Genomic DNA, 12,042 nt, shown 5'->3' with positions numbered 1-12,042 from the left:
CGGTTCAGGGCACCGACTCGGCATCGAGCGGCAGCTCGAGCCAGGCGCGCAGCTCGCGGTTGACCCGGTCCGGGTCGGTCAGGTTCACCATGTGGCGATGGCCCTCGATGATCACGGCGCGGCCGTGCGGCGCAGCGCCGGCCATGGCCCGCGCCATCTCGGGGGTGGAATTGGGGTCCAGGTCGCCGGTCAGGGCCAGCAACGGGCCACGGAACGCGCCCAAGCGGTCGGCATAGACGTCGTCCCCGCGCGAGAAGGCCCCGTAGGCCGTGGCATAGCCCGTATGCGAAACCTCGCCGAGCCAGCCCGCCACCGCGCGGCGCGCCGCCTCGTGATCGCGGTCGTCACCGAACCAGCGTGCCAGCGGGGCGGCGATGTCGATTGTACCGCAGCGGATCTCGGTCGCGCGCGCCTCGACGGCGGCACGGGCCGCCGGCGCACGCCGGAAGACGCCGTTCAAAAGCGCCACCCGGGCCACCCGGTCGGGGTGGGTGACCGCGTAGCCGCCCGAGACAAGCGCCCCCATCGAGTGGCCGGCCAGGCTGACCGGGCCGAGCGCCAGGGCCGACAACGCCTCGTCAAGCCAGGCGACGAAAGCCGGCAGGTCCGCCTCGGCTGGCAAAGGGCTGCTGCCCCCGTGCCCCGGCATGTCCAGCGCCAGCACCCGGTAGCTGTCCGACAGCGCCCGCAACTGCGGCGCCCAGGCCGCCGATTGCATGCCGACGCCGTGGATCAGGACCAGCGGCGCGCCATGACCCGCCTCGCGGTAGGACAGGCGCCGGCCGTCCTCAGACAGAAGCAGGGTTTTCGACGTCATGTCCCAGTTCCTTCAGATCCTGATAGCGGTCGCCGATGCGATGATGCGGACGCCCGCCGATAGAGGCGCCAAGGGCCACGACGATCTCGTCCGGGCCGGGCGCGTCCGCGACCGAAAGCTGGATGGTCAGGTAATGGCTGCGCCGCCCGCCGTCGTTCTTGTCCATCAGCGGGATCTGCAGCGATGCGTTGGCCGGCCCGCGCGTGTTGGTGAAGGCCAGGTAGGACTTGGCCCCCACTGCCTCGCGGTAATGGTTGCCGAAGCGCAGGGTGTGGATCAGCCCCGAGGCATGTTCGATCTCGCCGTTGACGCCGACGATGGCGGCCTTGCCGTAGCCTTCCACCTTGTCGCCGCCGCCGGCCGCCTCGAGCACCATTTCGGTGAGCAGCGCGCCCAGTTCGGGCGCAACATCAAGGATGGCGGGGCGCAGGTCGTCGACAAAGCCCATGCCGGCCCATGGGTTACGGATGACGGCGATGGCCGCGATCATCTTGAGCGGGGTCGGCGCGGCTTTGCCCCCTTCGATCCATGTCGTTTCGACATGCAGCAGGGTCTTACGGATTTCGGCAGGCATTCAAGGTTCCCATCAATGTCGAATCGTCTCACTGTAGGATGGAATACCGTAATACAATCGTACAAACAATCTTGTTGAGCCGCGCGGGGCCTGATATCCAGACTCGCATGTCAAATATTGGGCTAAGCAAAATCGAGCAGCAGCCGATCACGCTGCGGGATGTCGTCCTGGAAAAGATCCGGGACGCGATCATTGACGGTGTGTTCAAGCCGGGGGATCGGCTTGTAGAGCGGGTGCTTTGCGAACAGCTCGGCGTCTCGCGCACCGTCGTGCGGGAAACGCTGCGGTACCTCGACGCCGAGGGGCTGGTGTCGCATGTGCCCAATCGCGGGCCGATCGTGGCCGAGATGAACTGGGACGACGCCCAGCAGATCTACGACATTCGCCTCAAGCTCGAGACCGCCGCCGCGATGGCCTGTGCGCGCAACATGACGCCCGAGCTGGCGCAGCGGCTGAACACGGCCTTGGTGGATCTCAAACGAGCAGGGCAGGACCAAACGCCGGGGGCGCTGTTCAAGGCGGCGACGCAATTCTACGCGCTGATCTTCGAAGGGGCGCGTCACAACATCGCCTGGGAGATCGTGCAGCGGCTGAACGGCCGGATCTCGCGGCTGCGGGTCCTGACGCTGACCAGCGATCAGCGCGACATGCCAGGCCCGGAGCACATGCAGTCTATCTGCACGGCCCTGGTCAATCACGATCCCGACGCCGCCCTTGCCGCGGTGACTGACCACCTGCACGAAGCGAAGGCGATCGCCCGGAAACTGCTCTCGAACCACTCGGAGAGATAGCGTCACGCCCCCGTCGCCGTAGGGAGCTGCCGTCGCGTGAAGCGATCTATGGTCTGGGACGTGCAAGCATCAGGAAGCCTGGCGGGCGTGAACCTACTTGTGCGGTACCGAAGTGCGCATGGTGTCTGAGCGACATGATCCGACGCGCCTGCGAAGAGGTGCCAACGCATTCCCACGGACACGCGTCGCAAACAGCGATGCGAGGTGGTTAAATGTGTATTTTGAAAGAAAAAATTTGAGGCATGTGAAAGGTCCTCTGGCGGAGCGCGAAGATTGGTGGACGCTTTGCCATGATACAGATCATCGAGAGTTTTCTTGAGCATGAGCGGCATCACTCGGTTGCCTGCAACATTCAGAAGAAGGCCGATGAACGAGTGGCTAGGGAGGAGCTGGACGGCTACGTCGGTCGAGGCGCTGACATGATTGAGAGGGCCAAAAAGGCGCTCTTGAAAGAGGCTGTCCACAACCCGAGGCCCCGGCGGCCAATAGAACCAAGCCGTCGCCTTGGTTCGAAACAAGACGACGGCCAGCCAATCTTTCATCGGGGCTTACTGTCCCGATTGTGGGTCATGTAAAGCGAAAGAGCCGACTGATGATCCGCATCGTGTCCTTGGGTGCAAGTGTGGGGCGATGTCATCCATCACACGGGGGACAGAACGGTGGGTAAGGGAAGTCGTGGACACAAAAAAGCCTCCAAGGTCGAAACCTTAGAGGCTTTTTATGGTGCCCAGGAGAGGACTCGAACCTCCACGGCCTTGCGGCCACTGGCACCTGAAGCCAGCGCGTCTACCATTCCGCCACCTGGGCCGGTGTCGTGGAGGGGCGTTTAAGCCGCGCCACCGATACTGTCAACGCACTTTTTTCATCTTTTTCGGGCCCCTTCCACGAATGCGCCGTATCGCCTTGTTTCGCGATGCTTCGCGGCGTAATGAGGTCTCGAAACATGCCCGGAGATGCCAATGTCCAAGCTTGTCACGATCTACGGTGGGTCCGGTTTCGTCGGCCGCTACATCGCACGCCGTATGGCGAAACAGGGATGGCGCGTCCGCGTCGCGGTCCGGCGCCCGAACGAGGCGCTCTTCGTCAAGCCCTACGGTGTCGTGGGCCAGGTCGAGCCCGTGTTCTGCAACATCCGTGACGATGACAGCGTGCGCGCCGTGATGGAAGGCGCCGACGCCGTCATGAACTGCGTGGGCACATTCGATCTGAAGGGCAAGAACAACTTCGATGCCGTGCAGGCGACCGGCGCGGGCCGAATCGCGCGCATCGCCGCGGCGCTGGGTGTCGGCAAGATGGTGCACATCTCGGCCATTGGCGCCGATGTCGACAGCGACAGCGCCTACCAACGGTCCAAGGGCGAAGGCGAGGCCTCGATCCTCGACGCCTTCCCGACCGCCACGATCCTGCGCCCCAGCGTGATCTTCGGGCCCGAGGACGATTTCTTCAACCGTTTCGCCGGGATGACTCGCATGGGCCCGATCCTGCCCGTGGTCGGCGGCGAGTCGAAGTTCCAGCCGGTCTATGTCGACAACGTCGCCGAGGCGGCCGAGAAGGCGCTGACCGGCAAGGCCGAGCCCGGCATCTACGAACTGGGCGGGCCGGATGTGAACACGTTCCGCGAGCTGATGCAGACCATGCTGGGCGTGATCCGCCGTCGCCGGCTGGTGCTGAACCTGCCGTTCTGGGTGGGCAACATCCTTGGCGGCGTGTTCGAGACGGCCAGCAGCCTGAGCCTTGGCATCGTGCCCAGGATGATCACCCGCGACCAGGTCGTGACCCTGCGCCAGGACAACGTCGTGTCCGACGGGGCCAAGGGCCTTGCCGATCTCGGCATCACCCCCGTCGCGATGGAGGCGGTCATGCCCGACTACCTCTGGCGCTTCCGTCCCTCGGGGCAATACGACGCGATCAAGGAATCGGCGCGGAACCTGCGCACGCAGTAATCCCGCCATCCCGCGCGCCTTTGGGAGGAGGGGCGGAACATGCGTGCAGGGCTGATCCTGCTGACGCTGGCCTATGTGTTAAGCCAGTTTTACCGTGCCTTCCTGGCCGTGCTCAGCCCCGCGCTGGCGCGCGACCTCGGGGCGGGTCCGTCCGACCTCGCCACCGCCACGGGGCTGTGGTTCCTGGTCTTTGCCGCGATGCAGATCCCGGTCGGCGCGCTGCTTGACCGGATCGGGCCGCGCCGCACGGCCGCGTCGATCTTTGCCTTCGGCGCGGGCGGCGGGGCGCTGGTCTTTGCGCTGGCCTCGGCGCCCTGGCACATCAGCGTCGCGATGACCCTGATCGGGATCGGCTGTTCGCCGGTCCTGATGGCGTCCTACTACACCTTCGCGCGGCTCTACCCGCCGGCGACCTTTGCCACGCTGGCGGCGCTGGTGCTGGGGATCGGCTCGGTGGGCAACCTGCTGGGGTCGGCCCCGCTGGCCTGGATGGTCGAGGCCTGGGGCTGGCGCGCCACGATGGGCGCGCTCAGCGGCGGGACGGTGCTGCTGTCGGCCGGACTGTGGCTGGTCGTCACCGACCCGCCGCCCGTCGAAAGCGCGACGCGCGGCTCGCTGCTGGACCTGCTGAAGATCCCCGCGCTGTGGCTGGTCTTTCCGCTGATGTTCGTGGGCTACGCCCCGGCGGCCGGGCTGCGCGGCCTGTGGATCGGGCCCTACCTCGGCGACATGCACGGCGCCGATACGGTGCTGATCGGCAACGCGAGCCTCGTCATGGGCGTGGCGATGATCGCGGGCACGTTCCTGTACGGCCCGCTCGACCGCTGGCTCGGCACGCGCAAATGGGTGGTCTTTGCCGGCAACGCCGGGGGGCTGATCGCCTGCGCGACGCTGGCGCTTTGGCCCGCGATGCCGCTGGGCGCGGCGATAGCCGCCTTTGCCGCCGTTGGCTTCTTCTGCGCGTCCTTCCCGATGATTGTCGCCCATGGGCGGGCGTTCTTCCCGCCGCACCTGGCGGGGCGCGGGATCACGTTGATGAACCTCTTCGGGATCGGCGGCGTGGGCCTCTTCCAAGTCGCGACGGGCCGAATCTACGACAGCTACGCCGCGGCGTCCGGGCCGCAGGCCGGCTACCAGCCGGTGTTCGGGCTGATGACCGTGGCACTGGCCCTTGGCCTGGCGCTTTACCTCTTTTCGCGCGACAGGACGGACTGACCGCGCCGCCCCCGCGCGATCTTTCGCCTTTCAACACATCGGGCCTTCCTGTATAGCCCCGCGCGTCCGGCCAGGCAGGGTCGGACCCTGAAACTAGACCTGCCAAAGGGATAAGGAGACCCGAGACAATGGGCTACAAGGTCGTCGTCGTCGGCGCCACGGGCAACGTGGGCCGCGAAATGCTGAACATCCTGGCCGAGCGCCAGTTCCCCGTCGACGAGATCGCCGCACTGGCGTCGCGAAAATCGCTGGGAACCGAGGTTTCGTTCGGTGACAAGACCCTCAAGACCCAGGACCTCGCCACTTTCGACTTTGCCGGCTGGGACATGGCGCTGTTCGCCGTGGGCTCTGCCGCGACCAAGGATTACGCCCCCAAGGCGGCCGCCGCCGGCTGCGTGGTGATCGACAACTCCTCGCTCTACCGCTACGACCCAGACGTGCCGCTGATCGTGCCCGAGTGCAACCCGCAGGCGATCCACGGCTATTCCAAGAAGAACATCATCGCCAACCCCAACTGCTCGACCGCGCAGATGGTTGTCGCGCTCAAGCCGCTGCATGACCGCGCGCGGATCAAGCGCGTCGTCGTGTCGACCTACCAGTCGGTGTCGGGCGCGGGCAAAGAGGGCATGGACGAGCTCTGGGACCAGACAAAGGCGGTCTACAACCCGACCTCGGACGTCGCGCCCAAGAAGTTCACCAAGCAGATCGCCTTCAACGTGATTCCGCATATCGACGTCTTCCTCGATGACGGCTCGACCAAGGAAGAATGGAAGATGGTCGCCGAGACCAAGAAGATCCTCGATCCCAAGATCAAGGTCACCGCGACCTGCGTGCGCGTCCCGGTTTTTGTCGGCCATTCCGAGGCGGTGAACATCGAGACCGAGGATTTCCTGGACGAGGACGAGGCGCGCGACATCCTGCGCGAGTCGCCCGGCATCATGGTGATCGACAAGCGCGAGGACGGCGGCTACGTCACGCCGATCGAATGCGTCGGCGATTTCGCCACCTTCATCAGCCGTATCCGCCAGGATTCGACCATCGACAACGGTCTGAACCTGTGGTGCGTCAGCGACAACCTGCGCAAGGGCGCCGCCCTGAACGCGGTGCAGATCGCCGAACTGCTGGGCCGCGAAGTCCTGAAGAAGGGCTGAGGCCCGATCCGACCCGGCGCGGGGCTGCCCCTGCGCCGGTGTCGTTCAAATTGTCCCGGATCGCGCGATTGTTGCCACAATCCACCGGGATCGTTTCCCCATTTCCGCCCCGATCCGGGCGCAGCATGAAACCATCCCAGGCTCAAGCACGTTGGTGGTACCATGGAACAGGCTCTTTTCCCGCAGACGAACCCCGAGGCGATCCCCGCTGTCCAGTGGCACGGCGATGGCGAAACCCACGCCATGGATTGCGAAACCGCCACGCTGCTGAGGCTCAGCCTCAAGCCGCTCTTCGACGGGGCGCAAAGCTGGCGCGACCTGGTTGCGGCGCTGTCGTCGCGCGACTACGGGCTGCACCTGAAATACGGCCGCCTTCTGGTCGTGAACCAGCAGACCCGCAACGCGATCTGCACGGGCAGCTTCCTGGGCGCGCCGCTGCGGGACCTGGTCGAACGGCTCGGCTCTCCCAGCATCATCCAGGAAGACGGCACCGACCACGTCGCCCGGGTCGTTGCCGCCTGAAACCCGGCGGGGTCAGAGCGAGACGAAGCTCTTGGTCTCTCCGTCGTAATAGTCGAGGCCGCCGTCGCCGATGTCGTTCCACAGCCCGTGCAGGCTGAGGTTCCCGGCCTCGACGGCCTCGGCGACGAAGGGGAAGGTCATCAGGTTGCGCAGCGACACGATGACCGCCTGCTTTTCAAGCGCCTTCAGCCGCGTTTCTTCATCCTCGATGCCGGCGACGGCCTCGTAGCCGGGGCGCAGGATGTCCATCCAGCGGCCGACAAAGCTCGACTTTTCCTCGAGCTCGGGCGCCTTGCCGCTGCACATGTCGAAACAGCCCTTCACGCCGCCGCAGCTGGAATGGCCCATGACGATGACATGGGCGACCTTGAGCGCGGTGACCGCGTATTCCACTGCGGCCGAGGTGCCGTGCTGCTGGCCGTCGGGCTCGTAGGAGGGCACGAGGTTGGCGATGTTGCGGTGGATGAAGAACTCGCCATTGTCCGCCCCGAAGATCGAGGTGACATGCACCCGGCTGTCGCAGCAGGAAATCACCATGGCGCGGGGGTGCTGCCCCTCCGACGCTAGACGGCGATACCACGACTTGTTCTCTTCGTATGTAGTTGCCTTCCATCCGGCGAAACGCTGGACAAGGTACTTGGGCAAGGGACGGGCGTGTTGCATGCGAGGTCCTTCTCCTGTCGGGCAGGTTCATCTATAGGCGATTCGCCACAATTTCGAGGGAAATCGGGCCCTGATCTTTACGATTTGAGAAGGGATCGCCGCCATTTTGGCCAAGCCTGTGGGGGCAAAACAATGGGGTGAGCACGGTGGAGCAGGTAGCCTTCCTGTCAGTCGAAGAGGCCGCGTCTGTCGACCGCGACCGATTGGCCATTTTATATTCACAGCTGGGCGCCGCCCGGGCCGAGCAATTGATCTGCCAGGCGATCGAGGAACTGGCCGTGCGCCTGACCCATGCCGACCGGCTGTTCCGTTCGGGCAACCTGGACGAGTTGGTCGAGGCGACCCACGGCATGACCACGATCTGCGAACAGATCGGGTTGACCGGCATTGCGCTGGTCGCCGAATACGTGGCCGATTGCGCCCGGCGCAACGATGGCGTCGCGCTGGCCGCGACCATGGCCCGCCTGATCCGCAGCGGCGAACGGTCCCTGACCGCCGTCTGGGATCTGCAGGACCAGATGATCTGAACGTCCTTTCCTTTTGGTTCGGTGTTTCGCCCGGGGTTGCGGCCCGCTGCGGGCGCTTTACTCTGTTCTGCGAACAGTCTTCGCAAAGGACGCCCCATGCCGCCCCGTTTCGCCGATGATGCGCCCGATGCGCGCGACCTCCACGTCCTGACCCCGGGCCAGCTGGACGACTGGCTGACCGCCCAGCCCGATGCCATTGCCGGCTGGGTCCGCGACATGGGCTTTGACGGCGGGCTGGGCCAGGCCCTTGCCCTGCCGGGCGAGGCTGGCGGCATCGGCATGGCGCTGGCCGGTTACGGGACCGAGGCCTCGCGCCAGCGCGACCGGTTCGCCCTGGCCGCCGCCGCCGCCAGGCTACCCGCTGGCACCTATCGCATCGCCAGCGGTCTGCCCGACGCGGATGCAGCGAACGAAGCGCTGGGCTGGCTGCTCGCCAGTTACCGGTTCGACCGCTACAAGGCGCAGGGCCCGATGAAGGCCGCGCTGGTCGCCCCCGCCGGCATCGACGTCGCCCGGATCGAGGCGATCGTTGCGGGCGAATGCCTCACCCGCGATCTCATCAACACCCCCGCGCAGGACATGGGGCCGGACAGCCTGCAAGCCGCGACCGAGGCGCTGGCGGCCGAGTTCGGCGCCGTGATCGAGACGGTGGTGGGCGACGACCTGCTGCAACAGAACTTCCCCATGATCCACGCGGTCGGCCGCGCCGCCACCCGCGCGCCGCGCCTGATGGACATGCGCTGGGGCGACGAGGGCCCATCGCTGACGCTGGTCGGCAAGGGCGTCTGTTTCGACACCGGGGGGCTGAACCTCAAGCCCGGCGCCTCGATGGGGCTGATGAAAAAGGACATGGGCGGCGCAGCCACCGTGCTGGGGCTGGCGCGGATGATCATGGCGACGGGCCTCAAGCTGCGCCTGCGCGTGCTGATCCCGGCGGTCGAGAACAATGTCTCGGGCGACAGCTTCCGCCCCGGCGACATCCTGACCTCGCGCAAGGGTCTGACGGTCGAGATCAACAACACCGACGCCGAGGGGCGGCTGGTACTGGCCGATGCGCTGGCGTTGGCGGACGAGGAAGAACCCGACCTGGTGGTCTCCATGGCCACCCTCACCGGCGCGGCCCGCGTGGCGGTGGGCCCCGACCTTGCGCCGTTCTACGCCACCTCGGACCTCATGGCCGCGCAGCTGAGCGATGCGGCGGGCGCCTGCGCCGATCCGGTCTGGCGCATGCCCTTCTGGGACCCCTACGAGGCCAAGATCGAACCGGGCATCGCCGATCTCGACAACGCGCCCTCGGGCGGGTTCGCAGGCTCGATCACCGCCGCGCTGTTCCTGCGCCGCTTTGTCGAGGCGTCCGGGGACTACCTGCATTTCGACATCTACGGCTGGCAACCCGCCTCGGCCCCCGCGCGGCCCAAGGGCGGCACGGGTCAGGGCGCCCGCGCGCTGCTGGACGCGCTGCCGCGCCTTCTGTCGCTGTGAGCTTCGATCCCCGGATCACACCCGCCAACCCGCGCGTCGCCGCGCAGGAATGGCGGGACCGCATCCCCGGCCGCAACTACGTGCCGGGAGAAATGCGCCGCGTCATCGCCCCCGTGGCCGCCCTGCGCTGCGCGCCCGACGGTGTGCGGCTTGACCGGCAGCTGATCTACGGCGATGCCTTCCGCGTGCTGGAAACCGGCACGCGGCTGTGTTTCGGGCAGGCCACGCGGGGCGGCTACGTGGGCTACGTGGAGCGTGACGCGCTGGGCGATCCCGAAACGCCGACCCACCGCGTGATCCAGCCGCAAACCCTCGCCTTCCGGCAGAACGACATCAAGACACCGGCCCCCCTGGCGCTGCCCCATGGCGCGACCGTGGCGGTGGCCGATCCGCAGGGCCGCCTCTGGCGCACCGAGGACGGGCTGTACATCCCCGCCACCCATCTCGCCCCGGTCTCGCAACCCGACACGGACCCGGTCAGCGTGGCCGAGACCTACCTTGGCACGCCCTATCTCTGGGGGGGCAATTCGATCTGGGGGATCGACTGCTCGGGCCTCGTGCAGGCCGCCTTTGCCGCCTGCGGGATCAACGTGCCTGGTGACAGCGACCTGCAACGCGCCGGCATCGGCGATCCGCTGGCAGAGGGTGCCGACCTCGCGCGCGGAGACCTGCTGTTCTGGCGCGGCCACGTGGCGCTGGTCGTCAGCCCGACGCAGATCCTCCACGCCAATGCCTACCACATGCGGGTCGCCTTCGAGCCGCTGCACGAGGCGCTGGCCCGCATCGACGCGCAGGGCGACGGCCCGTTGCTGGCCCGCAAGCGCCTTTCCCCGACAGGAGTCCCCGCATGAGCGACCCGTTCTTCCACCCGGTCTCGGGTTTCGAGCTGCCACGCTTTGCCGGTATCCCTACCTTCATGCGCCTGCCGCATGTCCCGCCCGGCCACGACCGCTGGGCCGAGGTCGATGTCGGCCTCGTCGGCGTGCCCTGGGACAGCGGCACCACCAACCGCCCCGGCCCGCGCCACGGGCCGCGCCAGCTGCGCGACGCCTCGACGATGATCCGGGCCGAGCACCCGGTGACCGGCCTGCGCCCCTTTGAGGCGCTGTCCTGCGCCGACCTCGGCGATGTCGGCCCAAACCCGGCCGATATCCAGGATTCGATGACCCGGATCACGACCTTCTACGACGGGCTGGTCAGCGCCGGCATCCGGCCCCTCACGGCGGGCGGAGACCACCTGACCTCGCTGCCGGTCCTGCGCGCGCTGGCCCGCCCCGGCCCGCTGGGCATGGTGCATTTCGACAGCCACACCGACCTTTTCCATTCCTATTTCAACGGACAGATGTACACCCATGGCACCCCCTTCCGCCGCGCGGTGGAAGAGGGGCTGCTGGACCCGAAACGCATCGTCCAGATCGGCATCCGCGGCACGATGTACGACCGCGAGGACCGCGACTTTGCCGAGAGCGTCGGCATCCGCATCATCCCGATCGAGGAGTTCCACGCCCGCGGTCCCGAGGATGTCATGGCCGAAGCGCGCGAGATCGTCGGTCCTACGCCGACCTATGTCAGCTACGACATCGATTTCGTCGACCCGACTTTCGCGCCGGGTACCGGCACGCCCGAGGTGGGTGGCCCGAACGCCTACCAGGCGCTGCAGGTCGTGCGCGGCCTTGAAGGCGTCACCGTGGCGGGCGCAGACCTGGTCGAGGTCTCGCCCCCCTTCGACGCCAGCGGCGGCACCGCCTTCCTCGGCGTGTCCATCATGTTCGAATTGCTCTGCATCATGGCCGGCACACTGCCGGCCTGAGACCTCAATCGACCGGCCGGATCAGCTTGCGCTCGAGTACGCGCAGCACGGTCTTGAGGTCATGCCCGCGCCGCAGCACCTGCCCCTCGGGGCCGAAGACCACGTATTGTCCTTGCTTGTTGCGCAGCTTGGGGTGCTTCTCGATCCGGTACAGCGGCGTTTCCGCCGTGCGCCGGAACACGGCAAAGACGGCCCGGTCCTTGAGGCAGGAGATGCCGTAATCGCGCCATTCCCCCGCGGCGACCATGCGCCCGTAGAGACCAAGGATGACGCCCAGCTCGGGTCGCTGGAAGGCCACCTGTTCGACTGCGCTGCCCGCGCCGATGGATGTGATGGAGTTCATACCCAAGATGTTGGCACATCCTTTTCACAAATCAAGCGTTTCTCTTGAAACAACGCGTCCTGCGGTCCCGCCTGCGCCCGTTTTCCGATCTTCCCCATGCCCCGCCTGGCGCAACCGCCCTGACCCAATTGAGCGCTTCCGCGCGCTCTCATCCTGCAAGTTGATAGGCGACGCCCCTCTCGGGCGTTGCGCTCGTGGCACCGT

At 66.7% G+C, this 12,042-nt stretch carries 13 protein-coding genes and 1 tRNA gene; 9 read left to right on the top strand and 5 right to left on the bottom strand.

Annotation, left to right across the window (positions count from 1 at the left end):
• Positions 1-4 precede the first annotated feature (4 nt).
• Positions 5-817: an alpha/beta fold hydrolase gene (locus MF270_RS09805; RefSeq protein ID WP_238365698.1), complete on the bottom strand. Its 813-nt coding sequence runs from the start codon at positions 815-817 to the stop codon at positions 5-7.
• The gene (locus MF270_RS09800) at positions 789-1,391 is read right to left on the bottom strand and encodes an amino acid synthesis family protein (protein WP_238365697.1); all 603 of its coding nucleotides are present in this window, start codon (positions 1,389-1,391) and stop codon (positions 789-791) included. The genes MF270_RS09805 and MF270_RS09800 overlap by 29 nt, the downstream gene beginning before the upstream one ends.
• Positions 1,392-1,498: 107 nt before the next feature.
• Here MF270_RS09800 and MF270_RS09795 point away from each other — a divergent pair, with 107 nt between their 5' ends.
• Positions 1,499-2,182, top strand: coding sequence for a GntR family transcriptional regulator (locus tag MF270_RS09795; protein WP_238365784.1), 684 nt, complete (start codon positions 1,499-1,501; stop codon positions 2,180-2,182).
• A gap of 721 nt (positions 2,183-2,903) precedes the next feature.
• On the opposite strand, the gene MF270_RS09790 is transcribed toward MF270_RS09795, so the two are convergent.
• A tRNA-Leu gene (locus tag MF270_RS09790) sits at positions 2,904-2,989 on the bottom strand.
• Positions 2,990-3,141: 152 nt separating this feature from the next.
• Here MF270_RS09790 and MF270_RS09785 point away from each other — a divergent pair.
• The 4 genes from MF270_RS09785 to MF270_RS09770 all read left to right on the top strand — a co-directional run bounded on the left by MF270_RS09785 (position 3,142) and on the right by MF270_RS09770 (position 7,013).
• The gene (locus MF270_RS09785; protein ID WP_238365696.1) at positions 3,142-4,125 is read left to right on the top strand and encodes a complex I NDUFA9 subunit family protein; all 984 of its coding nucleotides are present in this window, start codon (positions 3,142-3,144) and stop codon (positions 4,123-4,125) included.
• 39 nt (positions 4,126-4,164) lie between these two features.
• Complete coding sequence (locus MF270_RS09780) at positions 4,165-5,340, top strand: MFS transporter (protein WP_238365695.1); 1,176 nt, start codon at positions 4,165-4,167, stop codon at positions 5,338-5,340.
• Between the two features lie 128 nt (positions 5,341-5,468).
• Positions 5,469-6,491, top strand: coding sequence for an aspartate-semialdehyde dehydrogenase (locus tag MF270_RS09775; RefSeq protein ID WP_238365694.1), 1,023 nt, complete (start codon positions 5,469-5,471; stop codon positions 6,489-6,491).
• Positions 6,492-6,653: 162 nt separating this feature from the next.
• The gene (locus MF270_RS09770) at positions 6,654-7,013 is read left to right on the top strand and encodes a hypothetical protein (RefSeq protein WP_238365693.1); all 360 of its coding nucleotides are present in this window, start codon (positions 6,654-6,656) and stop codon (positions 7,011-7,013) included.
• A 12-nt stretch (positions 7,014-7,025) separates the two neighbouring features.
• Here MF270_RS09770 and MF270_RS09765 read toward each other — a convergent pair whose 3' ends face one another.
• Entirely contained in the window at positions 7,026-7,676 is a 651-nt protein-coding gene (locus MF270_RS09765) for a carbonic anhydrase (protein WP_238365692.1), read from the bottom strand.
• 137 nt (positions 7,677-7,813) lie between these two features.
• On the opposite strand from MF270_RS09765, the gene MF270_RS09760 reads away from it, so the two are divergent.
• The 4 genes from MF270_RS09760 (at position 7,814) to speB (ending at position 11,495) form a co-directional block, all read left to right on the top strand.
• On the top strand, positions 7,814-8,203 hold the full coding sequence (locus tag MF270_RS09760; protein WP_238365691.1) for a hypothetical protein: 390 nt from the start codon (positions 7,814-7,816) through the stop codon (positions 8,201-8,203).
• A 96-nt stretch (positions 8,204-8,299) separates the two neighbouring features.
• Entirely contained in the window at positions 8,300-9,685 is a 1,386-nt protein-coding gene (locus MF270_RS09755; RefSeq protein ID WP_238365690.1) for a leucyl aminopeptidase family protein, read from the top strand.
• Positions 9,682-10,536, top strand: a complete 855-nt coding sequence (locus MF270_RS09750) for a C40 family peptidase (protein WP_238365689.1) — start codon at positions 9,682-9,684, stop codon at positions 10,534-10,536. Before MF270_RS09755 ends, MF270_RS09750 begins: the two co-directional genes overlap by 4 nt.
• Entirely contained in the window at positions 10,533-11,495 is a 963-nt protein-coding gene (gene speB / locus MF270_RS09745) for an agmatinase (RefSeq protein ID WP_238365688.1), read from the top strand. Before MF270_RS09750 ends, speB begins: the two co-directional genes overlap by 4 nt.
• Positions 11,496-11,499: 4 nt before the next feature.
• On the opposite strand, the gene MF270_RS09740 is transcribed toward speB, so the two are convergent.
• Entirely contained in the window at positions 11,500-11,838 is a 339-nt protein-coding gene (locus MF270_RS09740) for a DUF2794 domain-containing protein (protein ID WP_238365687.1), read from the bottom strand.
• Positions 11,839-12,042: the final 204 nt, after the last annotated feature.

The sequence above is a fragment of the Mesobacterium pallidum genome (assembly GCF_019966535.1).
GTDB classification, from domain to species: Bacteria; Pseudomonadota; Alphaproteobacteria; order Rhodobacterales; family Rhodobacteraceae; genus Mesobacterium; species Mesobacterium pallidum.
This window is presented reverse-complemented; position numbering and strand designations above follow the sequence as displayed.